Origin of the sequence: Pseudomonas putida (genome assembly GCF_028682475.1) — a bacterium.
In the GTDB taxonomy this organism is placed as follows: Bacteria; Pseudomonadota; Gammaproteobacteria; order Pseudomonadales; family Pseudomonadaceae; genus Aquipseudomonas; species Aquipseudomonas putida_AG.
In genome coordinates, this window is the sequence record NZ_JANHLE010000030.1 from 35,582 (window position 1) to 59,435 (window position 23,854).

Below are 23,854 nucleotides of genomic sequence, written 5' to 3' on the forward strand. Positions count from 1 at the left end.
ACCCGCTCACAGGAAACCCAGAATGCCCCAACGTGAAGTTATCAATGCATCTGTCAGCCCAAAAGGCAGCCTGGAAACACTGTCTCAACGAGAAGTACAGCAACTGAGTGAAGCCGGTTCCGGCAGCCTGTACACCCTGTTCCGCCAGTGCGCGCTGGCAATCCTCAACACCGGCGCGCATGTCGATAACGCCAAGACCATCCTCGAAGCCTACAAGGACTTCGAGGTACGCATTCACCAACAGGATCGCGGCGTGCGCCTGGAGCTGCTCAATGCTCCGGCCGATGCCTTTGTCGATGGCGAGATGATCGCCAGCACCCGCGAAATGCTCTTCAGCGCCCTGCGCGACATTGTCTACACCGAAAGCGAACTGGCCAGCCAGCGTATCGACCTGGAAAGCTCCCAGGGCATCACCGACTACGTCTTCCACCTGCTGCGCAACGCCCGCACCCTGCGCCCGGGTGTGGAGCCGAAAATGGTGGTGTGCTGGGGCGGTCACTCGATCAGTACCGAGGAATACCAGTACACCAAGAAGGTCGGCCACGAGCTCGGCCTGCGCAAGCTGGATGTCTGCACCGGCTGCGGCCCCGGCGTAATGAAAGGCCCGATGAAGGGTGCGACCATTGCCCATGCCAAGCAGCGCATGAGCAGCAGCCGCTACCTGGGCCTGACCGAGCCGGGCATCATCGCCGCCGAAGCGCCCAACCCGATCGTCAACGAGCTGGTGATCCTCCCGGATATCGAAAAGCGTCTGGAAGCGTTCGTGCGCGTCGGCCATGGCATCATCATCTTCCCCGGTGGCGCCGGGACGGCCGAAGAGTTCCTCTACCTGCTCGGCATTCTCATGCACCCGGACAACCGCGACCTGCCGTTCCCGGTGATCCTCACCGGGCCGAAAAGCGCCGAGCCGTACCTGCAGCAGCTGCATGCCTTCGTCCAGGCCACCCTTGGCGAGGAAGCCAGCAACTACTACCAGATCATCATCGACAACCCGGCCGAAGTGGCCCGACAGATGGTCGAGGGGCTCAAGGAGGTCAAACAGTTCCGCCGCGAGCGCAACGACGCCTTCCATTTCAACTGGCTGCTGAAGATCGAAGAAAGCTTCCAGCGCCCCTTCGACCCGACCCACGAGAACATGGCCGGCCTGCAATTGCGCCGTAATCTGCCTGCCCACGAACTGGCCGCCAACCTGCGCCGGGCGTTCTCCGGGATTGTCGCCGGCAACGTCAAGGACAAGGGTATCCGCCTGATCGAAGAAAAAGGCCCGTACGAAATTCATGGCGATTCGGCGGTCTTGCACCCGCTGGGCAAACTGCTGGAAGCCTTCGTCGCCCAGCACCGCATGAAGCTGCCCGGTGGCGCCGAATACGTGCCCTGCTACCGCGTCGTGAGCTGATTCCTGCCCGCCCCTGAGTTGCGGGCACAGCCTGTGCCCGCAACATTTGCTGCCATTTTCCTACCCCCTTCAGTGAACCTGCCTGCAGAAACGTGGTCTTTCAGCTGGCGGCTTGCGTGCACGCCCGTGTTCACCGGCCCAATCATCGGGCTTTTATTTTTATTTCACGCGAAGACCATCATGCCTATCTCTCGTCCTGTTCCTGCGGCGCATGCCCCTGTTTTCAATTCTTTCCTGCGCCCGCGCAACAGACTTGCCATCGGCCTGGTCGGCGCCCTGATTGCCCTGAGCGGTACTGTGCAGGCCGAAGAAGCGCCCACGCCCACCAGCAACGAGCGCTGGGTCAGCGACAGCCTGACCACCTTCGTGCGCAGCGGGCCGACCAACGGCCACCGTATCGTCGGCAACCTCAAGTCCGGACAGAAAGTCACCCTGCTCGATACCCAGGGCAACTACAGCCAGGTGCGTGGCGAATCCGGCGATATCGTCTGGATTACCAGCAGCGACCTGCAGGCGGTTCCCGGCCAGGCCGAACGCCTACCGCAGCTGACCGAACAGGTTGGCCAATTGAGCGCGCAGCTCAAGACCATTGACGACAGCTGGAAGACCCGTGTGCAGGGTATGCAGGAAACCTTGGACTCGCGCAAAGCCCTGATCGATGAGCTGGAAGCGCGTAACAAGGCACTCAATGCCGAATTGAGCGACACCCAGTCGGAACTGCGCAGCACTCAGGCGCGCCTGGGCGATGAGAACAAACAGGTGTTGATGCGCTATATGGTCTACGGCGGTGGCATCGCCGGTGCCGGCTTGCTCGCCGGCCTGATCCTTCCGGCCCTGAGCCGGGGGCGCAAGCGCAACGACCGCTGGTTCTGAAATGTAGCTGGGCAACTGTCTTCCACGCGATTACCCCGTGGGAGCCGGCCTCTGTGGGAGCTGGCCTTGCCAGCGATTCAGGCACCGCTGATCAACTGACACCGCGCTGATACCATCGCCGGCAAGGCCGGCTCCCACCCCCATCACCGCGCGCATTCGCGCAACCACTCGATCATCACCCGGACCCGCACCGGCACCGGTTCGCGCGGCGGATGCACGAGGTAATAACCCTGCCCGGCCGCTGACTCGAATTCGCCAAACGGCAAGATCAACTGCCCCTGATCAATCAAGGGTTGCACCAGCTGCCGTCGGCCCATGGCGACACCCACATGGTTGCTTGCAGCCAGCGCACACAGATCAGCGCGATCGAAGGTCAGCCCGCCACTCGGCAGATACGCCTGAGCATCATGCCGATGCGCCCAGCGCTGCCACTCGGCATCGAATGCCGCATGCTCCCAGGCCAGTGCATCATGCAACAGCGTGCACTGCTGCAAGCGCTGCGGCGCACCGATCAGGCCGTGGCGCTCGGCATACTGGCGACTGCACACCGGCGCTACCTGTTCGCTCATCAATAGCTCGCTGGCAAGGCCGGGAAACGCGCCATCGCCATACAGCAACGCCAGATCGATATGCCGGGCGCGAAAATCCACCGCCTCGTTACCGGTGCGAATGTCCAGGCTGACCTGCGGGTAACGCTGCTGAAAGTCCGCCAGCCGCGGCACCAGCCAGCACTGGGTGATGGACGGCCGGGCGTAGAGGGTCAACGCACCGCTGATGGTGGCCGTCGAGTCAGGTTGCAGGGCTTGCTCCAGGTCCTCGACCAATCCCTGCACCAGCCGGTACAAGCGCTCACCTTCGGCGGTCAGGCGTATGCGCCGGGTCAGGCGCTCGAACAAACGCTGCTCCAGCGTCTGTTCTAGCCGGGCAATGCGGTGACTGACGGCGCTCGGGGTCAGGCACAGTTCCTCAGCCGCCAAGGTGAAGCTCAAGTGCCGAGCGGCCACGGCGAAGGTGTGCAGGTTGGCAAACTGCGCCCCGGTCAGACGGGCGCCAAGGCGTGGCGGCAGGTTGAGCATGGTTATTGTCCGGCCAGTTCGACACGGCCCTTGGCCAGGTAAGCGTCCATTTCCTCACGCGGCACCATGCTGCCACCTGTGCCCCAGACCAGATGGGTCGCCCGCGCCATGCGCGCCTCGCTCAGGCCCAGGCGCTGGCGATAGCCCTGTTGCTCCTGCTGCACCCGCACCATACCCGACACACCGGCCAGCGCCGAGGGCTCCAGTTCATGGCCTTCGCACGCCTGCAGCTGCGCCAGCTGGCGGTACAAGGTGGCGTCGTCAACGGTGTAGTAACCGTCGATCAAGCGCTGCATCGCCCGCCCGACAAAGCCCGAAGGCCGGCCCACCGCCAGGCCGTCGGCAGCCGTCTGGTTGTCGATGCCGAAGTCATACACCGAAACCTCATCGTGCAGCCCGGTATAGACACCGAGGAACATGCAAGGCGAATGGGTCGGCTCGGCGAACAGGCAATGCACCGCATCGCCGAACACCAGTTTCAGGCCGAACGCCACGCCACCAGGGCCACCGCCCACACCGCAAGGCAGATAGACAAACAACGGATGCTCGGCATCCACAGCAATGCCCTGTTCAACCAACTGGCGCTGCAGGCGCTCGGCGGCCACGGCATAACCGAGGAACAGGTTGCGCGAGTTCTCATCGTCGACGAAATGGCAATGCGGGTCCGCCTCGGCCTCGCGCCGCCCCTGCTCCACCGCCACGCTGTAGTCGGCGCTGTATTCACGGACCTCGACACCATGGGCGCGCAAGCGGTCCTTCTTCCATTGGCGGGCGTCTGCCGACATGTGCACCGTGGCCTTGAAGCCCAGGCGCGCACTGATGATGCCGATCGACAAACCGAGGTTGCCGGTAGAGCCCACGGCAATGCTGTACTGGCCAAAAAAGGCCCTCGCCGCGTCACTGTCGAGCTTGGCGTAATTATCGCCCGGCTGCAGCAGCCCGGCCGCCAGGGCCAGGTCTTCGGCGTGCTTGAGCACTTCATAGATGCCACCGCGGGCCTTGATCGAGCCGGAAATCGGCAGCAGGTTGTCAGCCTTGAGCCACAGCGCACCGCCTTCGGGCAACTGATGCTCGGCGCGCAGCACGCCCTGTAACGCCGGCAGCGGCAACAACGGCGACTCGATAATGCCGGCGCTGGCGGCAGTTTCAGTAAACGCCGACTGAATGAACGGCGCAAAACGCTGCAAACGCTCACTGGCCTCACGCACGTCCTGCCTGCTCAGCGGCACATCGCCCAAGGCCTGCGCGCTCGGGGCAAGCTGCGGGTTGAACCAGCTGGTCGGGCGCAACGCCACCAGGTCGGCGATCAGCGGGTGGGTCTGGCACCAGACGTTCACAGGTTGTTGCGGCGACATTGTCATGCTCCATCGGCAAGCGGATAGAACGATTAAGCGTCAGGCGCGGGGTGCATTACAACCGATGGTTACTCAGGCCATGGATGATGCCCGTTCAAGCATGCAGCGCCGTGCAAGCCGGCTCACTTCTGCTACCTTGGGAATACCCTCTTTATTGTCTGACGCATCACGCACAGGTGACCCATCATGGCGCGCACCACCCCCATCGAGCTGTACCGCAACATCGGCATCGTCGCCCATGTTGACGCCGGCAAGACCACCACCACCGAACGCATCCTGTTCTACACCGGGGTCAACCACAAGATGGGCGAGGTGCACGACGGTGCCGCGACCATGGACTGGATGGCCCAGGAACAGGAGCGCGGAATCACCATTACCTCCGCTGCCACCACGGCGTTCTGGCAGGGTTCGACCAAACAGTTTCCCGACAAGTACCGCTTCAACATCATCGACACCCCCGGCCACGTCGACTTCACCATCGAGGTGGAGCGCTCGTTGCGCGTGCTCGATGGCGCAGTGGTGGTGTTCAGCGGCGCCGATGGCGTCGAGCCGCAGTCGGAGACGGTCTGGCGTCAGGCCAACAAGTACCATGTGCCGCGCATGGCCTACGTCAACAAGATGGACCGCCAGGGCGCCGACTTCCTGCGCGTGGTCAAGCAGATCGACAAACGCCTGGGCCATCACCCGGTGCCGATCCAGTTGTCCATTGGTGCAGAGGAAAACTTCAAAGGCCAGATCGACCTGGTGAAAATGAAGGCCATCTACTGGAACGAAGACGATCAGGGCACCAGCTACCGCGAAGAAGAGATTCCCGCCGACATGCTCGAGCTTGCCAATGAATGGCGCGCGCACATGATCGAAGCCGCCGCCGAGGCCAATGATGAATTCATGGAGCTGTACCTCAACGGCCAGGAACTGACGAATGAACAGATCAAGGCCGGCCTGCGCCAGCGCACCCTGGCCAATGAAATTGTCCCGGCCATCTGCGGCTCGTCGTTCAAGAACAAAGGCGTGCCGCTGATGCTCGATGCAGTGATCGACTATTTGCCGGCGCCCTCGGAAATCCCGGCGATCAAAGGCACCGACCCGGACCACGAAGATAAACACCTGGAACGCCATGCCGACGACAACGAACCGTTCTCGGCGCTAGCGTTCAAGATCGCCACCGACCCCTTCGTCGGCACCCTGACCTTCGCCCGGGTCTACTCCGGCGTACTCAGCTCAGGCAACGCCGTGCTCAACTCGGTCAAGGGCAAGAAGGAACGCATCGGCCGCATGGTGCAGATGCACGCCAACCAGCGCGCCGAGATCAAGGATGTGTGCGCCGGCGACATCGCCGCGCTGATCGGCATGAAGGATGTCACCACCGGCGACACCCTGTGCGACATCAACCAGCCGATCGTCCTCGAACGCATGGACTTCCCGGACCCGGTGATCTCGGTGGCGGTAGAACCCAAGACCAAGGCCGACCAGGAGAAAATGGGCGTCGCCCTGAGCAAGCTGGCCCAGGAAGACCCGTCATTCCGCGTGCGTACCGATGAGGAAACCGCGCAAACCATCATCTCCGGCATGGGTGAGCTGCACTTGGACATCATCGTCGACCGCATGAAGCGCGAGTTCGGGGTCGAGGCCAATATCGGCAAGCCGCAGGTGGCGTACCGCGAGAAAATCCGCAACACCTGCGAGATCGAAGGCAAGTTCGTCCGCCAGTCCGGTGGCCGTGGCCAATACGGCCACTGCTGGATTCGCTTCGCACCGGCCGAGGAAGGCAAGGAAGGTCTGGAGTTCGTCAACGAAGTGGTCGGTGGCGTGGTGCCGCGCGAGTACATCCCGGCGATCCAGAAAGGCATCGAAGAACAGATGAAGAACGGGGTCCTGGCCGGGTATCCGCTGATCGGCCTGAAGGCCACGGTGTTCGATGGCTCGTACCACGATGTCGACTCCAACGAAATGGCCTTCAAAGTCGCCGCGTCCATGGCCACCAAGCAACTGGCGCAAAAAGGCGGCGCAGTGCTGCTGGAACCGGTGATGAAAGTCGAGGTGGTGACACCTGAAGAGTTTCAGGGCGACATCCTCGGTGACCTGAGCCGCCGCCGCGGGTTGATCCAGGAAGGTGAAGACAGCCCGGCCGGCAAGGTGGTACGCGCCGAAGTACCGCTGGGCGAGATGTTCGGTTATTCCACGCAGATGCGCTCGATGACCCAGGGCCGGGCCAGCTACACCATGGAGTTCACCAAGTACGCCGAGGCGCCGGCGAGCATTGCCGATACGATCATCAAGAAACAGGGGTAACCACAATTCGCGGGGCAAGCCCGCTCCCACAGGATCAGTCAAATCCGGTGGGAGCGGGCTTGCCCCGCGATAACCTGCACCTGAAACGCCAGACCTGTAGACTTGCCCCAAGCTTTTTCGTTTGGAGTTTGCCTTCATGTTCGCCCTCACCCACTTTGTCGCCCCGCCTGAGGAGTCGATCAAGAGCCAGATCCTGCAGATGGTGGTCGACCACCTGACCGACATCAGTGCTGTCGCCCTCCCCCCGAGCAACCCGCTGTACAACCTCTACCAGTACGCCATCGGCTTTGAGGTGCACCAGTACCTGGAGGCCATAGGCGGCGCAGGCGAGTTGCGCGTCGAGTTGATCGTCGCCACCGACCCGCGCGATCCGCACACCGTCACCGGTTTTCTCCTGTACCTGCCCGTGCAGGACGATCCGCACGCCTGCAGCGTGGCCTACCTGGCCGTGCGCACCCCGTACCGCCGCCAGGGCATCGCCCGGGCCATGCTCGCGCAGATGAGCGAACGCTACCCCCATGCGGAACTGGCGTGCGCGGTGAACAAGGTGGCGTACTTCGAGGCCATGGGCTTTGCAGTGATCGCCGCACGCGGGCCACAGGTGCTGATGAGCACCCGCGAACAGGCCAGCGATGGCGTGGTGGCGATGCTCGACGTGGCGCCGATCTACCGCACGGTTGAAGTGCAACAGATCCATAGCTACTTGCTCAAACAGCATGGCAAACGGGCCATGGTCGATGCCGAGAAGCAACGCGACCGCCACCTCGATCAACTGGAGCGCAAGGCCCTGGCTTTTGTCCAGGAACGCCTGGGTGAGCGCGCCACGCAGCAGCGCGGCACCCGCATTCGTCTGGTCTAGCGGCTGTCCTGCGCCGCCAGCTCGAGCAACACCTGCAGCACATAAGCGCTGCTCTGCTCGATTTGCCCCTGGCGGCTGGCAATTCCCAGATGGCGCCACAACCCCGGGCGCAGCGCACGCATGCACAAGCGTGCGTCGGGCTCCGGCGAGCGGGCTTCATGGGGCAGCAAGGTGGCGCCGTAACCGGCCGCCACCAGGCTCTTGATCGCATCGTTGTAGTTGAGCTGGATGCGCGCATCCGGTTGCAGGCCCGCCGTGGCGAACCACTCGCCGGTCACCCGTGACAACTGGGTGGTGCTGTCATTGAGGATCAACGCGCGACTGGCCAGCCAGGCGGGAGTGATGCGCGCCGGTGGCGCCCAGCTGCTCGGGATGAAGGCCATGATCGGGTCGCGGCGCCAGGGCTGGATCTGCACGCCTTTGACCGCCGCTTGCGGCAGTGCCACCAGGCCCAGGTCCAGGGTGCCGTCCTGCAGGCGGCTCACCGATTCACGTGACGTCAGTACCTGCACCTGCACATCGATGCCGGGGTGGCGCACGCCGAGAATATCCAGCGCTTGCGGCAGCAAATGGGCGATCGCGCCGGTCGACGCGCCCAGGCGCACGCGGCCGCTCAGGCCCTGAACCTGGCGTTGCACCTCATCCAGCGCCTGCTCGGCGTCGGCCAACAGCCGGCGCGCGCGTTCCAGCAACGTCTCGCCAATGGTCGTCGGATGCACCTGCCCGCGCTTGCGCGTCAGTAGCGGCGCACCGATGCGCGCTTCCAGATCAGCAATGTGCAGGCTGACAGTGGGCGGCGCCAGGTTGAGGGTGCGGGCGGCCTCGGCAAAGGAGCCGAGGTCGGCAATCACCACCAGGGTGCGCAAGCGGTCGAGGCTGATTTCACGCATGGGCTTGTGTCATTCAGTATTTATGAATGTCAGCATCATGATATTCAAATTTTCTTTCGTCCAGATCGGCGCGAGCATAGGCACTCCCTGTACTGATTGTTTGAGAGCACCATGCACCAGCCTCTTGTCTTTATCGATGGCGACCAAGGCACCACCGGTCTGCTGATCCACGCTCGCTTGCAGGGTCGTGATGACCTGCGTTTGCTGACCCTGCCCGACAGCGAGCGTAAAGACCCACAGCGCCGTGCCGAGGCGATCAACAGTGCCGATGTGGCGATTCTGTGCCTGCCCGACGACGCGGCACGCCAGGCAGTGGCGGCGATCAGCAACCCGCAGGTGCGGGTCATCGATGCCAGCTCCGCGCACCGCACCTCGCCGGGCTGGGTCTATGGCTTGCCGGAACTGGACGAACAGCAGGCCGAGCGTATCGCCCAGGCCAAGCGGGTCAGCAATCCAGGTTGCTATCCCACTGGCGCGATTGCCTTGTTGCGGCCATTGGTGGCTGCAGGGTTGCTGCCGGCTGATTACCCACTGACCGTCACTGCCGTCTCGGGCTATTCCGGTGGCGGCCGTGCGGCGGTCGAGCGCCACGAAACGCCGGGGGTGCAAGCGCCGCAAGGGGTGCTGGTGTATGGCCTGAACCTGGATCACAAGCATGTGCCGGAGATCCAGCAGCATGCCGGTTTGTCACACCGCCCGGTGTTCGTGCCCAGCTATGGCAGTTACCGTCAGGGCATCGCCTTGACCATTGCCTTGCAGACGCGCCTGCTGCCGCCTGGAGTGAGCGCTGCTCACCTGCATGACTGCCTGCGTCAGCATTACCATGGTTCGCGCTATGTGCAGGTGGCGGCGCTGGAGCATGGCGAGGTCGCGCCGATGCTCGATCCGCAGGCCGTGAATGACAGCAACGAGCTGCGCCTGGCGGTGTTTGCCAACGAGGCCCACGGCCAGGTGCTGCTGACGGCGGTGTTCGACAACCTGGGCAAAGGTGCTTCGGGGGCGGCGGTGCAGAACCTGGAGCTGATGCTGGCGGCGATGGCCTGATCCGGGGCCGCTACGCGCCCCATCGCCGGCAAGGCCGGCTCCCACAGCGTTCGGTGATCACCCTGATCAACTGGCATCTTGTGGGAGCTGGCTTTGCCAGCGATGGGGTCGGCCTAGATTGCCGGTTGTACCGCAGCCAGCGGCACCCACCCCGTCTTGCCATCGGCATCCTTGCTGCACCACACCCAACCATTCAACTGCCGGCCGCCCACCAGTTTATCGCCCGGATCAACATCCAGCTCCCGCGCGCAATAATCCTCCAGCGCCCTGCCCCGGTTACCGTCCAGGCGCTCGATCACCTGACCCGGCACCCAGCCATCCTGCTGTCCGGGGGTACTGCACAAGTACCAGTTTTCCCAACCTTCCTCGCCTGCATAGCATTCGCCAACAAGCAGCGCCGCGCCCTTGGCAAAGGTAATGGGCTCCGGGTACTCACTTCTATGCTGCGCAACAACCACGAATTTCATCGGTTCACCTCCATTTGAACACTGGCCCGCTTTCGCGAACTTCCGTAGCATCCTAGCCTTTTTCGCTGGCAGCTTCCCCCACCATGAGAACAACCTCTATCCGCGCCGACATGCTGGCCGGACTCACCACGTCCTTTGCCCTGGTGCCCGAGTGCATCGCCTTCGCGCTGGTGGCGCATCTGAATCCATTGATGGGACTCTACGGCGCCTTCATCATCTGCACCCTCACCGCCCTGCTCGGTGGCCGCCCCGGGATGATTTCCGGTGCGGCAGGCTCAATGGCCGTGGTCATCGTCGCCCTGGTGGTGCAACACGGTGTGCAGTACCTGTTGGCGACGGTATTGCTCGGCGGGCTGATCATGATTGCCTTCGGCGTGCTGCGCCTAGGCAAGTTGGTGCGCATGGTGCCGTATTCGGTGATGCTCGGTTTCGTCAACGGCCTGGCGATCATCATCGCCCTGGCCCAGCTTGAGCATTTCAAGCAGGACGGCGCCTGGCTCAGCGGTTCGCCTCTCTACATGATGGCCGGCCTGGTGGCGCTGACCATGACCATCGTTTATCTGTTGCCACGCCTGACCCGCAGCGTGCCACCGGCACTGATCGCGATCCTCGGCGTCGGCGCCGGGGTCTACCTGCTCGATCTGCCGACCCGCACCCTTGGCGATCTGGCCCATATCGCCGGCGGTCTGCCGGTGCTGAGCTGGCCCGACATTGCGTGGAACCTCGAGACGCTGAAGATCATCGCCCCCTACGCGATCCTGATGGCGCTGGTGGGTTTGCTGGAAACCCTGCTGACCCTCAACCTCACCGACGAAATCACCGAAAGCCGCGGCTACCCCAACCGCGAATGCGTAGCCCTGGGCGTGGCCAACATGACCTCCGGTCTGTTCGGCGGCATGGGCGGTTGCGCGATGATCGGCCAGACGGCGATCAACCTCAGTTCCGGCGGCCGCGGGCGATTGTCCGGGGTGGTCGCCGGGGTGATGATCCTGATGTTCGTGCTGTTCCTCTCGCCACTGATCGAGCGCATTCCGCTGGCGGCGCTGGTCGGGGTGATGTTCGTGGTGGCGCAACAGACCTTCTCCTGGGCCTCGCTGCGGGTGCTGCACAAGGTGCCGGCCAACGACATGCTGGCGATCATTGCGGTGACCCTGGTCACGGTATTCACTGACCTCGCCACCGCGGTGCTGTTCGGCATTGTCATTGCTGCGCTCAACTTCGCCTGGCAGCAAGCCCGTGAGCTGTACGCCGACAGCCACCTGGAGAGTGACGGCAGCAAACGCTACCGGGTGCACGGCACCTTGTTCTTCGCCTCGACCACGCCCTTTCTCAACCAGTTCGACCCGGCCAACGACCCGGCGCAGGTGACCCTCGATTGCCAGCACCTGAACTTCGTCGACTACTCGGCGATTGCCGCGCTCAAAACCCTGCGCGAGCGCTACAGCAACAACGGCAAGCACCTGCGCGTGGTGCACCTGTCCGAGCGCTGCAAGCAACTGCTCAAGCGCACGGACCTGCACTACGGCTGAACGCTCGCGCTTAGGGCGCGCCGAACATCGCGGTCCAGTAGATCCCGGCATCGCTCTTCGGATCGACCGCATAAGCGGCGCCCAGCTCGCTGAACTGCGGGTTCATCAGGTTGGCGCAATGGCCGGGGCTGGCCAGCCAGCCATCGACCACCTTGCGCGCGGTGTCCTGGCCGGCGGCGATGATCTCGCCGTTGACCTGGCCGGCATAGCCCGCCAGCTCCGCCCGGTCACCCGGGGTACGGCCTTCGCGATCGACGTGATCGAGAAAATTCTGGTTGGCCATGGCCCGTGTATGACTTTCTGCCACCCCGGCCAGGACCGCGTTCCAGGCCAGCGGCGTGGTGGCTGCGAAAGTCTGGCCGCCGCACTGGCGCTGCTGGCTGCGGGCACTGTTAATCATCGTCAGCAGCTGCTGGCCTTCGGCCTGCCAGTCACCCAGCTTCCCGGCCAGCAGCGGCCGCGCCAGAACGATGCGCCAATCGCGGCCCTGCTGGCTGACGCCGATATCAATGAACTGCGGTGCGAGCACGACCTGACAAAAACTTTCCCGCACCGCTTTCATCGCGGCCTGAGCGTCCTGCGGGCCATTGAGGGTAATGGCCTGGACACTGACCATCGGGTAATTGGCCTGTGCCAGCGCCGAGCGCAAATCCACGCTACCGGTCGCGGGCAGCACCAGACGAGGATCGCTGGCCAGTGGCGGCAGCTCCAGCGACACCTGTTTATCGCATTTCTGCGGCTGACTGCGGTAGCTGTTGATCGAATCGATCAGCTGCGCCGGCTCGTCGGCCTGGGCTACGCTGGCGAGCGCCAGGGCCAGCGGCAGGCTGGCCAGACGCAAAACGGATGACAGGACGCGCATGAAATTCTCCTTGAACGGACTGCGCCCATGATGCGCGAAGTCGCCCGTCGTCGAACAGCTGGAATGTTTTGAGCGCCGTGCGGTCGACCCTGTAACGGGAAGTCTTACTCCCCTCACCTGCCAAAGGTCCCGTATGCGCCTGCCAATGATTGTAACCTGCCTGCTGCTGGCCTTCTCAGCCCCGCTGACGCTGGCCGCAGAACCCAAAGCCCAGGTGGCCGAAGAAAAAGCCCAGGTGCTGGAACACAAAGCTGTCGTGCAACCCGATGCGCCACCGGCGCCCAAGAGCAAAGCCATTAGCCAGAGCGAAGTCCAGGCAGTCGATCCGGCCGGCGCCGCAGCCCTGGACGACGCCATCACCTGCATGGCGCGCAGCATCTATTGGGAGTCCAAGGGTGGCAAGCCGGCGGACATGGAAGCAGTGGCCAGCGTGGTGATGAACCGCCTGGGGCATAACGGCTTTCCCGACACGGTCTGTGGAGTGGTCAAGCAAGGTTCGGAGAGCGGTAACTGCCAGTTTTCCTGGTGGTGTGACGGGCGCTCGGACTCGGTCCAGGAAGAAAACCGCTATGCCATCGCCAAGGAAATCGCACGCAAAGCCCTGAACCGCCAACTGGATGACCGTACGCGTGGTGCCTTGTACTTCCATGACCGGCATGTGTCGCCAGACTGGGCACGGACTTATGTGAAGACCACCGAGACCGGGGATTTTCTGTTCTACAAGCCGCGTAACGGCACGGCGAGGTAAGCGCTGCTATCGGGGCCGCTGTGCGGCCATCGCCGGCAAAGCCAGCTCCCACAAAAAACGGCTATTCGCTGACGTCGATCAGCGGGATATCCCCGGCCGCCTTGCCCGCACGGCGGTCATTCATCCAGTCGACCACCTGCGCTGAAAACTCCGGCGGTGCCTTGCGGCCCACACGCCGGGCAATATCGAGGATGGTCTGCTGGGCCAGCGCCTCTTCCATACGCTTTTGCGCGGTGAGCATCACCGCATGAATGGAACAGGTGCCCTCCTGCGCCCAGCTCGGCGGCGAACCTTCAAACAAGGCACAACGATCGCGCACATCCCGGCACTCGAAAATCATCTTGCGCCCGTCGATGGCAGTAACGATGTCCAGCACGCTGATCTCATCCGCCGGCCGGGCCAGCTTGAAACCGCCGCGCACGCCTTCGGTGGCGACCACCAGCTTGGCCTTGGCCAGTTTGGTAAAGACCTTGGCCAGGTACTCCTGGGGCACCCCTTGCAGCTCGGCCAGATCCCTCACGCTGGCTTCGCGGCTATCGCCCAGCTCATCGACCAGGAAGGCCAGGCAATGGATGCCGTACTCCACCCCGGCGCTATACAGTGACATGACAATCTCCGACTAACTTTGTCGCAATATTAACAGTCTTTACGTGCTTTCCACGCCCCAGCCGTCCCCCGCCGCTACCGCACGTCGGTTTTCGGCTATCCGCCACAAGCCCACATTCCATGAAGAAAGGCCGAATTAGAGCCGTGAATGTTCAAGGTTACCCGGATCGCTGCACGGATCTACAGGAAAAATCACTTGCGCCGAACAACTACGATCAATACAGTCGTAGTTGTTCGGCGCAGCCAAGGCAGCCTTCAACGCCCCCGTTCACACAACAACCTCTTTCTGTGGAGCACCCCATGAAACAGCACATTCTGATTGTCGGCGCAGGTTTTGGTGGTGTCTGGAGCGCCTTGAGCGCAGCCCGCCTGCTCGACCAGCATGGCCGCAGCGATGTCGCCATCAGCGTCCTCGCGCCGCAAGCCGAACTGCGCATTCGTCCACGCTTCTACGAGCCTGACGTGCATCAGATGAAAGCGCCCTTGGGCGACCTGTTCAAAGCGGTCGGCGTGACCTTCATCCAGGGCGCTGCCGAGCAGATCGACGTCGCCGGCAAACGCGTCAGCTACACCGACGCCCAGGGCCAGCGCAGCGATATCAGCTACGACCGCCTGGTGATGGCTGCCGGCAGCGGTGTATGGCGCCCCAACATCGACGGGCTCAACGAGCACGCCTTCGATGTCGACCAGATCGAATCGGCAGCGCGCCTTGAGCAGCACCTCAAATCGCTGGCCGAGCTGCCGGAATCGGCTGCACGCAATACGGTGGTGGTTGCCGGTGGCGGCTTCACCGGGATCGAAACCGCGACCGAAATGCCAGGACGTCTGCGCGCCATCCTCGGTGCCGACGCCAAGGTGCGGGTGATCATCGTCGACCGCGGCGCCAAAATCGGCGCTGCCCTGGGTGAAGGCATCAGCCCGGCGATCATCGAAGCGTCCGAGGCCTTGGGTGTGGAGTGGCGGGTCAACGCCTCGGTAGCAGGTGTCGACGCCGACGGTGTCACCCTTGCCGATGGCGAACGGATCGAGGCGAAAACCGTGATCTGGACCGTCGGTGTGCGAGCCAGCGCGCTGACCGCACAAGTGCCAGGCGAACGTGATGGGCAAGGCCGCCTGCACGTCGACCGCCACCTCAAGGTCAAAGGCCAGGAGCACGTCTATGCCACCGGTGACGTGGCCTACGCCGCCACCGACGAGCTGGGTAATTTCGCCGTGATGTCCTGCCAACACGCCATCGTCCTCGGCCGTCACAGCGGCAACAACGTCGCCGCGGACCTGCTCGGCGTCGAGCCTACGCCTTACCGCCAGCCCAAATACGTCACCTGCCTGGACCTCGGTGCCTGGGGTGCGGTGTACACCGAGGGTTGGGATCGCCAGGTCAAACTGCTGCGCAAAGAAGCCAAAGACCTCAAGACTCAGATCAACACCACCTGGATCTACCCGCCAGCAGCCGACCGCGCCACTGCACTGGCCGCAGCCGACCCGCTGATCCCGATTGCCTGATGCACCACCCGAGGGGCCGCCACTACGGCCCCTTTGCCGTTGTGTGAATCGAACAATTGCGCTGTCAGACAAGAGACAGGTAGCATTGAGAACGATTTTCACTAACGTCTGGACAGCCACCGGTGCAAAACCCGTCGACCCGCAAACTGGGCTTCTTTTTCAGCGACCATCACCGCTGGCTGCTGCAGCATATCCACAAGCGCCTGCGCAACCGTGCCGACGCCGAAGACACCGCCGCCGAAACCTTCTGCCAGATGCTCGCGGCCCGGGTCGACCCGGAAAGCATCCAGCAGCCGCGCGCCTACCTCTCGACCATCGCCCGCCGCCTGATCTTCGACCGCCACCGTCGCCGGCAACTGGAGCTGGCGTACCTTGAACGCCTGTCGGCACTGCCCGAAGCGCTGGCGCCCTCCCCGGAAGAACAGCTGCTGCTGATCGAAGCGCTGGTGACCATCGACCAGGTACTCGACGGTTTGCCGCTGATCGTCAAGGCCACCTTTCTCTACAGCCAGCTGGACGGGCTGAGCTATGTGGACATCGCGCGCAAGCTCGAGCTGTCCGAGCGCACGGTCAGTCGCTACATGAAACAGGCCTTGCAGCAGTGCTACCTGAGCGAGCTGGCGCCATGAAGCAGCCGCGCCTGGACCCTGCCGCCGAAGGCGCCATCGACTGGATGGTGCGCTTGAGCGCCGGCAATACCGATGCTGCGCTGCAGGCGCAGTTCGACCTCTGGCTTGCCAGCGACCCCAGCCACGCCCAGGCCTGGCAGCGCTTGCAAGAGCGCCTCGGCGGTGCCTGTCAGACAGTGCGCAGCCTCGATCGCCGGGCCCCGGGCCAGGCCGGGGAAGCGCGGCGGGTGTTGCTGCAACCGACGACGTCGCGCCGCGATCTGTTGCGCAGCATTGCCGCCATCAGCGTGCTCGGCGGCGGCCTGTGGCTGGGTGCGCGCAGCCAGATGGGCGAAGCACTGCTGGCCGATATGCGCACCGGACGCGGCGAGCGGCGCAGCTTCACCCTGGCCGACGGCAGCCGCCTGAGCCTCGATGCCGGCAGCGCGGTCGACCTGCAATTCGACGCGCAGCAACGCTTGCTGATCCTGCGTCAGGGCAGCTTGCTGATTCAGGTCGCCGCCGATCCGGCGCGCCCGTTGCGCGTGCGCAGTGCCCAGGGCGACGTGCGCGCCTTGGGCACGCGCTTTCTGGTCAGCCAGGAAGCGCAGGCCACCCGCGTGGTGGTGCTTGAACATTCCGTGCAGGCACGACTGGCCAATGGCGCCGAGCTGGACATCCCGGAAGGCCGTGCTGCCCTGCTCCACCCGCAGCGCATCGAAGCGCTGAACGATGACCAGCGCCACCGCGCCGACTGGCTCAACGGCCGCCTGAATGTGCTGAATGATTCCCTGGAAGCGGTGGTCGAAGCGCTGCGCCCCTACTACCGCGGCTTTGTCCGGGTCGAACCTGAGGTCCGCGGGCTACGGGTGCAGGGGGTTTTTCCCCTCGACGAACCGCAACGCGCCTTCGCCGCCCTGGCCGAAACCCTGCCGGTACGGGTCGAGCACTACAGCCCGTGGCTGACCTTGATCCGGGCGAAAAATCCATCTTGAAAAAATACTTATGAAAATCAATCGTATTTGTGTCCGGTTTTCATTTCTCGTCGCACCTATCTCCTGACACCCCTATTTCATCAGGAGTATTCCGTGCTCAACCCTTGGTCCCACGCCCTTCCTGTGGCCGTCGCCATGGCCAGCCTTGCCGCTGGCGCAGCGGCCCAGGAACAGACCCTGTCGTTCAACCTGCCCGCCGCCAGCCTGGCCAGCACCCTCAATGCCATCGCCAGCCAGAGCGGGCATATCGTCTCCCTGGACCCAGCGCTGGTGCAGGGCAAGCAGGCGCCGGCAGTCACCGGTCACATGAGTGCCGTGCAGGCGATGCAAACGGCCTTGGCCGGCAGCGGCCTGCAGTTGCTGGTGACTGATCAGGGTAATTTCAGTGTGTTCCCGGCCGTCGATGCCGGCGATGCCCTGGAGCTGGGCGCCACCAGCATCAATGACAGCAACCTGGACGCCACCACCGAGGGTTCGGGCTCCTACGCCGCACGGGCAATCACCATCGGCAAGGGCAGCCACACGCTGAAGGAAATCCCGCAATCGGTCTCGGTCATGACCCGCAAGCAGATGGACGATCAGGACATCGTCGATCTCAAGGACGCCGTCAACAGGACCACCGGCCTGGTCGGCCTGCAGGGCGTGGGCCCAGGCTTGATCATCTATTCGCGCGGTTTTCAGATCGATGACTGGCAGTACGACGGCGTACCGATCCCGCGCAACACCTATTCACTGGGCAACTGGGCCACCCAAGACCTGATTTTCTTCGACCGCATGGAAGTCCTGCGCGGTGCCTCGGGCCTGCTGCAAGGCACCGGCAGCCCGGGTGGCGCGGTCAACCTGGTACGTAAACGCGGCCAGAGCGCGCCGACCGTGACCGTCACCGGCAAGGCCGGCAGTTGGGATCACTACGGCCTGCAGCTGGACGCCGGCGGTCCGTTGAACGACAGCGGTACGGTGCGCGGGCGCTTTGTCGCCGATGAAGACCAGAGCGATTCGTTCATCGACTACAAATGGAGCAAGACCCACTCGCTGTACGGCGCCCTCGACTTCGACCTGCGCGAAGACACCACCCTGGGCCTGGCGGTCAGCCGCTCCGATGCCGAGTCGCGGCCGATGCTGCGCGGCTTGCCGCGCTACACCGACGGCCGCCCCCTGAACGTTCCCCGCTCGACCTTTACCGGCTCGCGCTGGAACCACTCGGAGATCGACGTCACCACCCTGTACGCCGACCTCGAACACCGCTTCAACGACGACTGGAAGTTGCGCATCGCCGGCGTGCGCATGAGCGAAACCAACACCTCTGCCCACCAGCGCGTGCAATCCACCGGCGACGGCCTGGAGCCCGATGGCAGCGGTCTGACCTATGCCGACTGGGTGACGGATTTCGACTCCACCAAAGTGGGTGTGGACATGAACGTGGTCGGTCGCTTCGAGGGCTTCGGCCTGGAACAAGAGGTCACCCTCGGCGGCAACTACTCCAGGCTGACCACCGATGACCTCTTCGCCCGCACGTTCAATGCAAGCACCGACACCGTATTCGATATCGACCATCAGCGCCCCGACATCGACTACGACAGCCTGCTGGCCAAAGCCAACGGCCGTGGTACCGGGAGTGCCTACGACGTACGTCAAAAAGGTCTGTATGGCAGCTGGCGGGTCAAGCTTGCCGAGCCATTGACCCTGATACTTGGCACCCGCGTGAGCTGGTTCGAGCAAACCTACGAGTCGACCGACTACGCTGCGATCACCCACGCGGCCACGGTCAATGCCCCCAGCACCATGACCGAATCCGGCGAAGTCACCCCATACGCTGGCATCGTCTACGACCTGAGCCGCGAGTGGGCCGTGTATGCCAGCTACACCGACGTCTTTGTCCCGCAGTCCGAGCGTGACGTCAGTGGCTCGGTGCTCAAGCCGATCATCGGCAGCAACTACGAAATGGGCATCAAGGGTGAGCTGTTCGACGGGCGGGTCAATACCTCCCTGGCCGTGTTCCGCTTCGACCAGGAGAACCGCGCGACCCAGGACCTGGCCTCGGGCTTTGCCTGCGACGACTGGTACTGCTCCACCGCCTCCGGCAAGGTACGCAGCCAGGGCATCGAAGCCGAAATAAGCGGCGAGGTGCTCAGCGGCCTGCAACTGTTTGCCGGCTACACCTACAACACCACCACGTACCTGGACGACCCGGAGAACGAAGGCAAGACCTTCAGTACCTGGACGCCCAAGCACATGCTGCGGGTGTGGAGCGACTACCAGTTGCCGGGTGACTGGAGCAAGGTCAGCGCAGGTCTTGGTTTTACCGCGCAAAGCCACACCCTGGGTTACGAGTCCACCTACGACGTGGCGGGTTATGCCGTGTGGGATGCGCGCCTGGCCTATCAGCTGACGCCTGAGGTGAGCCTGGCGGTGAACGGCAAAAACCTGTTCGACAAACGCTACTACGTAGCGGCTTACAACCAGCTCAGTGGCAACAACAACTTTGGCGAGCCGCGCAACTTCATGTTCACCGTGAAGTACACACCGCAGTTCTAGACAGTTTCTGAAGGTGGTTGAATCCCTGTGGGAGCTGGCGTTGCCAGCGATAAGATCGCCGCGGTGTCAGGTGTTACGCGGTGTCTGCATCGCTGGCAACGCCAGCTCCCACAGTTTGGCAAGTGACAGACAGCTGTTCCCACCAGGTGGATGGTCGCGCCCGCTCCTACCTGCGCAACCCGCTAATCCCTGTGCAATGGCCAATGCGCCAACGGCCAGTAACGTCCCCGGCGCGATTCGAACAAGGTGAAATGCCGCACTTTCATGCTGAACTGCGCTGCCTCCAATGCTTCCGGTACCGGGCCGTGAAAGTCGCGAAACAGGGTCAGGTGCGGTCGGTACTCTCTCGGCGCTTCGGCAAAACCGAGGGGCAATAGCGCCTGTTGCAGGGCATAGACCAGCTGCCGCAAGGCTATCGGCGTGTCGCTGGGTGCCAGCACCAGGGCCTTGGCCGGGCGCCAGACTTGCAGACGGTCAAGCGTCACGGTCAGTGGCTCGCCAGAAACTTTCACCCCCTCTGCCGCCGCGAGAATGGCCGGCAATTGTGCCGTGCCTGCCGTCCCAAGAAACATCAGAGTCAGATGGAAATTTTCCGATGGCACCGGGCGGCCAATGTCCATACCGAGTTCGCTACGCCACTGGGCAATGGCCCGGCGCTGCGTCGGTGTGCAGTCCACAGCGAAGAACAGCCGCTTGAAGGGCTCGCCCGTTTCGCGATTGCCTTGGCTCATGCCTTGTCCCCTTTTCGCTCGTCGTCTCACCCAGTCTAACGCCCCGTGCCGGTAGCCGTCAGTCGCCTTGATGATATTTTTATTTTCATGAATTTGATTTGTGAAATAAAACGTGTCATTTCTATCTGCACCTGAGCCCCACCCCACCGGAGTCAACAATATGAACAAGACCGGACTTCTAGGCGCCCTGGCACTCTGTGCCTGCAGCGCATTGACCCAGGCCGACGAAGGCAGCCTGCGCATTGGCATCGAAGCCGCTTACCCGCCCTTCTCCTACCGCACCCCGCAAGGCGAGCTTGCCGGCTTCGACTACGACATCGGCAATGCCTTGTGCGCGCAGATGCAGGTCAAGTGTCAGTGGGTGATCCAGGAGTTCGACGGGATGATTCCGTCATTGAAGGTGCGCAAGATCGACGCCGTGCTGTCGTCGATGTCGATCACTGAGGACCGGTTGAAATCGGTCGATTTCACCGACAAGTACTACCACACGCCCGGCAAGTTCGCGATGAAGGCCGGCAGCCAGATCAACGATCCGCTGGTCGACCTCAAGGGCAAGAAAGTCGGGGTGCAGCGCGCCTCCACCTATGACCGCTTCGCCACCGAGCAGCTGGAAGCCGCCGGTATCGAAGTGGTGCGCTATGCCTCACAGAACGAAGCCTTCCTCGACCTCGCCTCCGGGCGCCTGGACGCCACCCTCGCCGACATCGTCAATACCGCAGAGAGCTTTATCAAGACGCCCGCAGGTCAAGGCTTTGCATTGGTCGGCCCGGACATCAGCGACCCTAAGTACTTCGGCCGCGGCGCCGGGATTGCCGTGCGCAAGGGTGACAACGCCAACCTGGCCCGGCTCAACGCCGCCATCGCCGCGATCCGCGCCAACGGCACCTACCAACAGGTGCAGAGCCACTACTTCCCGTTCGATATCTACGGCCAGTAAGCCCGGCTGGCGAGGACTTTCATCATGCTTTACGGCTACGGATCGAGCATTCTCGATGGCGCCTGGCTGACCATCAACCTGGCGCTGCTGGCGATGGCCCTGGCCATCAGCCTGGGCCTGATCGGCGCAGCCTGCCGGTTATCGCCACTGAACTGGCTGGCAACGCTGGGCGAGGTCTACACCACGGTGGTGCGCGGCATTCCTGACCTGGTGCTGATTCTGCTGATTTTTTACGGCGGTCAAGACCTGGTCAATCGCCTGGCGATGGCACTGGGTTATGAGCAGTACATCGATATCAACCCGTTTATCGCCGGGATTTGCACCATGGGTTTCATCTTTGGTGCGTACCTCTCGGAGACCTTCCGCGGGGCCTTTCTGGCCATTCCCAAAGGCCAGGCCGAAGCCGGCGCGGCCTATGGCATGAGCGCCCTGCAGGTGTTCTGGCGGATCAGCGTGCCGCAGATGGTGCGCCTGGCGATCCCGGGGTTCACCAACAACTGGCTGGTGCTGACCAAATCCACCGCGCTGATCTCGGTGATCGGCCTGCAGGACATGATGTTCAAGGCCAAGAACGCCGCCGACGCCACCCATCAGCCATTCACTTTTTTCCTCGCTGTGGCGGCGCTGTACCTGCTGCTGACCAGTCTGTCGCTGGTGCTGTTGCGCGGGGTGGAAAAACGTTACTCGGTCGGCTTCAAAGCCGCCGAGCTGTGAGGGGATCAATCCGATGATGCTCGACTACCACCTGATCTGGCAGAACCTGCCGCTGTACCTGAACGGCATTCTGCTGACCCTGAAAGTGCTGCTGATCTCCCTGGGCTGCGGCCTGGTATTGGCGGTGCCGCTGGCACTGATGCGGGTCTCGCGTGCGTGCCTGCTGCGCTACCCGGCCTGGCTCTACACCTATGTGATCCGCGGCACACCGATGCTGGTGCAGCTGTTTTTGATCTACTACGGCCTGGCCCAGTTCGAAGCCGTGCGTCACAGCGCGCTGTGGCCGTACCTGTCCAGTGCGACCTTCTGCACCTGCCTGGCCTTCGCCATCAACACCAGCGCCTACAGTGCCGAGTTGCTGGCCGGCAGCCTGCGCGCCACCCCACGGGGCGAGATCGAGGCCGCGCGCGCCATGGGCATGTCCCGCCTGACCCTGTACCGCCGCATCCTGCTGCCGTCGGCCCTGCGCCGGGCCCTGCCGCAGTACAGCAATGAGGTACTGATGATGCTGCAGACCACCAGCCTGGCCTCGATCGTCACCCTGGTCGATATCACCGGCGCGGCGAAAACCTTCAATGCGCGCTACTACCTGCCGTTCGAGGCGTTCATTACCGCCGGGCTGATCTACCTGGTCCTGACATTCATGCTGGTGCGCCTGTTCAAACTGGCCGAGCGCCGCTGGCTGGCCTACCTGGCCCCACGCAAGCACTAAGGAGCTTCCATGCAGCACATTGAACATATCCTGCCGTGGAGTGCCTGCGGCACCCAGCGCACCCTGAGCCTGTTCCGTTTCGGTAGCGGCCCGCGCAAGGCCTACATCCAGGCCTCACTGCACGCCGATGAACTGCCGGGCATGCGCGTGGCCGTCGAGCTCAAGGCGCGCCTGCGTGAACTGGAAGCCCAGGGCCGGCTGACCGGGGTGATCGAGCTGGTGCCGCTGGCCAATCCGATCGGTATCGGCCAGATGTTCCAGGCCACCCATCAGGGCCGTTTCGAATTCAACAGCGGCAAGAACTTCAATCGCGATTTTCCAGCACTGACCGAGGCGCTGGTCGAGCGTCTGGAAGGTCAATTGGGTGGCGATGGTGACGCCAACGTGGCAACCATCCGCCGCGCCATGCTCGACCTCCTCGCCGCGCTGCCACCGGCGAAATCGGAGCTCGACGGCCTGCGCCGCCTGCTTCTGCAGCAGGCGTGCGACGCTGACCTGGTGCTCGACCTGCACTGCGATTTCGAATCGGTGATGCTGCTTTACGCCCTGCCGCAGAACTGGCCGCGCTTGCGCTCGCTGGCGGCGCGCCTGGGAGCCGAGGCGGCGCTGCTGGCCGAAGACGCCGGCGGCAATGCTTTCGATGAAGCCTGCGCAGCACCGTGGGTGAAACTGCCCGACTTCTTCCCCGCAGCCGAGATCCCGCTGGCCTGCGTCGCCACCACCATCGAGCTGCGCGGCATGGCCGACACCGAACGCGAACCGTGTGAGGCCAGCGCCGAGCAGATTCTTGCCTACCTCGCCGAGCAGGGTTTGATCAGTGGCGCCTGGCCGGATGCGCCCAGCCACTGCTGCCAGGCCACGCCGTTTGCCGGTGCGCAGTACGCCTATGCCGAACACCCCGGCGTGGTCAGCTACCTGCAACCGCTGGGCGCCCAGGTCCGGGTCGGTGATCCGCTGTTCGAGGTCATCGATCCGCTCAGCGATCGCCACAGCATCGTCAGGGCCAGCACCGACGGCATCCTCTACGCCCGCGAACGCCTGCGTTTTGCCCAGCCCGGTTTGTGGCTGGCCAAGGTCGCCGGCAGCACGCCCATTCGCCAGGGTCGCTTGCTCAGCGACTGA

The 23,854-nt window shown here is 63.4% G+C and carries 22 protein-coding genes; 15 read left to right on the top strand and 7 right to left on the bottom strand.

What is annotated here, in order from left to right; translation table 11 throughout:
* The first annotated feature begins 22 nt into the window (after window positions 1–22).
* Entirely contained in the window at window positions 23–1,396 is a 1,374-nt protein-coding gene (gene ppnN, locus NPS47_RS20985) for a nucleotide 5'-monophosphate nucleosidase PpnN (RefSeq protein ID WP_274296686.1), read from the top strand.
* A gap of 180 nt (window positions 1,397–1,576) precedes the next feature.
* On the top strand, window positions 1,577–2,269 hold the full coding sequence (locus NPS47_RS20990) for a TIGR04211 family SH3 domain-containing protein (RefSeq protein WP_274296687.1): 693 nt from the start codon (window positions 1,577–1,579) through the stop codon (window positions 2,267–2,269).
* A 143-nt stretch (window positions 2,270–2,412) separates the two neighbouring features.
* On the opposite strand, the gene dsdC is transcribed toward NPS47_RS20990, so the two are convergent.
* Both dsdC and dsdA read right to left on the bottom strand, forming a co-directional pair.
* Window positions 2,413–3,345, bottom strand: a complete 933-nt coding sequence (gene dsdC / locus NPS47_RS20995) for a DNA-binding transcriptional regulator DsdC (RefSeq protein WP_274296688.1) — start codon at window positions 3,343–3,345, stop codon at window positions 2,413–2,415.
* 2 nt (window positions 3,346–3,347) lie between these two features.
* Window positions 3,348–4,700, bottom strand: a complete 1,353-nt coding sequence (dsdA, locus tag NPS47_RS21000) for a D-serine ammonia-lyase (protein WP_274296689.1) — start codon at window positions 4,698–4,700, stop codon at window positions 3,348–3,350.
* Between the two features lie 186 nt (window positions 4,701–4,886).
* Between dsdA and fusA the strand changes: the two genes are divergently transcribed.
* Together fusA and NPS47_RS21010 are read left to right on the top strand one after the other, a co-directional pair.
* Window positions 4,887–6,992: an elongation factor G gene (gene fusA, locus NPS47_RS21005; protein WP_274296690.1), complete on the top strand. Its 2,106-nt coding sequence runs from the start codon at window positions 4,887–4,889 to the stop codon at window positions 6,990–6,992.
* Window positions 6,993–7,128: 136 nt separating this feature from the next.
* Window positions 7,129–7,851 carry a GNAT family N-acetyltransferase gene (locus NPS47_RS21010; protein WP_274296691.1) on the top strand — a complete coding sequence of 241 codons (723 nt, stop codon included), beginning with the start codon at window positions 7,129–7,131 and terminating at the stop codon, window positions 7,849–7,851.
* On the opposite strand, the gene NPS47_RS21015 is transcribed toward NPS47_RS21010, so the two are convergent.
* Entirely contained in the window at window positions 7,848–8,741 is an 894-nt protein-coding gene (locus tag NPS47_RS21015) for a LysR family transcriptional regulator (RefSeq protein ID WP_274296692.1), read from the bottom strand. The genes NPS47_RS21010 and NPS47_RS21015 overlap by 4 nt on opposite strands.
* Window positions 8,742–8,852: 111 nt before the next feature.
* Between NPS47_RS21015 and argC the strand changes: the two genes are divergently transcribed.
* Window positions 8,853–9,785 carry an N-acetyl-gamma-glutamyl-phosphate reductase gene (gene argC / locus NPS47_RS21020; RefSeq protein ID WP_274296693.1) on the top strand — a complete coding sequence of 311 codons (933 nt, stop codon included), beginning with the start codon at window positions 8,853–8,855 and terminating at the stop codon, window positions 9,783–9,785.
* Window positions 9,786–9,898: 113 nt separating this feature from the next.
* Here argC and NPS47_RS21025 read toward each other — a convergent pair whose 3' ends face one another.
* Window positions 9,899–10,252 (bottom strand): SH3 domain-containing protein, encoded by a 354-nt coding sequence (locus NPS47_RS21025; RefSeq protein WP_274296694.1) that lies wholly within the window; start codon window positions 10,250–10,252, stop codon window positions 9,899–9,901.
* A gap of 83 nt (window positions 10,253–10,335) precedes the next feature.
* On the opposite strand from NPS47_RS21025, the gene NPS47_RS21030 reads away from it, so the two are divergent.
* On the top strand, window positions 10,336–11,781 hold the full coding sequence (locus tag NPS47_RS21030) for a SulP family inorganic anion transporter (protein WP_274296695.1): 1,446 nt from the start codon (window positions 10,336–10,338) through the stop codon (window positions 11,779–11,781).
* 10 nt (window positions 11,782–11,791) lie between these two features.
* Here the strand turns inward: NPS47_RS21030 and NPS47_RS21035 are convergent, their stop codons facing one another.
* Complete coding sequence (locus NPS47_RS21035) at window positions 11,792–12,643, bottom strand: CAP domain-containing protein (protein WP_274296696.1); 852 nt, start codon at window positions 12,641–12,643, stop codon at window positions 11,792–11,794.
* A 133-nt stretch (window positions 12,644–12,776) separates the two neighbouring features.
* On the opposite strand from NPS47_RS21035, the gene NPS47_RS21040 reads away from it, so the two are divergent.
* Window positions 12,777–13,391, top strand: coding sequence for a cell wall hydrolase (locus NPS47_RS21040; RefSeq protein WP_425313537.1), 615 nt, complete (start codon window positions 12,777–12,779; stop codon window positions 13,389–13,391).
* A gap of 61 nt (window positions 13,392–13,452) precedes the next feature.
* On the opposite strand, the gene NPS47_RS21045 is transcribed toward NPS47_RS21040, so the two are convergent.
* Window positions 13,453–13,998, bottom strand: a complete 546-nt coding sequence (locus NPS47_RS21045) for an RrF2 family transcriptional regulator (RefSeq protein WP_274296698.1) — start codon at window positions 13,996–13,998, stop codon at window positions 13,453–13,455.
* Between the two features lie 299 nt (window positions 13,999–14,297).
* On the opposite strand from NPS47_RS21045, the gene NPS47_RS21050 reads away from it, so the two are divergent.
* From NPS47_RS21050 to NPS47_RS21065, 4 genes are all read left to right on the top strand, one after another.
* Window positions 14,298–15,500: an NAD(P)/FAD-dependent oxidoreductase gene (locus NPS47_RS21050; RefSeq protein ID WP_274296699.1), complete on the top strand. Its 1,203-nt coding sequence runs from the start codon at window positions 14,298–14,300 to the stop codon at window positions 15,498–15,500.
* Between the two features lie 122 nt (window positions 15,501–15,622).
* Window positions 15,623–16,129, top strand: coding sequence for a sigma-70 family RNA polymerase sigma factor (locus tag NPS47_RS21055; protein ID WP_274296700.1), 507 nt, complete (start codon window positions 15,623–15,625; stop codon window positions 16,127–16,129).
* On the top strand, window positions 16,126–17,103 hold the full coding sequence (locus NPS47_RS21060) for a FecR domain-containing protein (RefSeq protein WP_274296701.1): 978 nt from the start codon (window positions 16,126–16,128) through the stop codon (window positions 17,101–17,103). Before NPS47_RS21055 ends, NPS47_RS21060 begins: the two co-directional genes overlap by 4 nt.
* A 93-nt stretch (window positions 17,104–17,196) precedes the next feature.
* The gene (locus NPS47_RS21065) at window positions 17,197–19,638 is read left to right on the top strand and encodes a TonB-dependent siderophore receptor (protein ID WP_274296702.1); all 2,442 of its coding nucleotides are present in this window, start codon (window positions 17,197–17,199) and stop codon (window positions 19,636–19,638) included.
* Window positions 19,639–19,820: 182 nt separating this feature from the next.
* Here the strand turns inward: NPS47_RS21065 and thpR are convergent, their stop codons facing one another.
* Window positions 19,821–20,369 (bottom strand): RNA 2',3'-cyclic phosphodiesterase, encoded by a 549-nt coding sequence (gene thpR / locus NPS47_RS21070; RefSeq protein WP_274296703.1) that lies wholly within the window; start codon window positions 20,367–20,369, stop codon window positions 19,821–19,823.
* 160 nt (window positions 20,370–20,529) lie between these two features.
* On the opposite strand from thpR, the gene NPS47_RS21075 reads away from it, so the two are divergent.
* Genes NPS47_RS21075 through NPS47_RS21090 form a run of 4 tightly spaced genes read left to right on the top strand, consistent with a single transcriptional unit; the run spans window position 20,530 to window position 23,854 of the window.
* A complete protein-coding gene (locus NPS47_RS21075; RefSeq protein WP_274296704.1) occupies window positions 20,530–21,306 on the top strand; it encodes an ABC transporter substrate-binding protein in 777 nt (258 codons plus the stop codon).
* A 24-nt stretch (window positions 21,307–21,330) separates the two neighbouring features.
* On the top strand, window positions 21,331–22,020 hold the full coding sequence (locus NPS47_RS21080) for an ABC transporter permease (RefSeq protein ID WP_274296705.1): 690 nt from the start codon (window positions 21,331–21,333) through the stop codon (window positions 22,018–22,020).
* Window positions 22,021–22,033: 13 nt separating this feature from the next.
* Entirely contained in the window at window positions 22,034–22,732 is a 699-nt protein-coding gene (locus tag NPS47_RS21085; protein ID WP_274296706.1) for an ABC transporter permease, read from the top strand.
* A 9-nt stretch (window positions 22,733–22,741) separates the two neighbouring features.
* A complete protein-coding gene (locus tag NPS47_RS21090) occupies window positions 22,742–23,854 on the top strand; it encodes a succinylglutamate desuccinylase/aspartoacylase family protein (RefSeq protein ID WP_274296707.1) in 1,113 nt (370 codons plus the stop codon).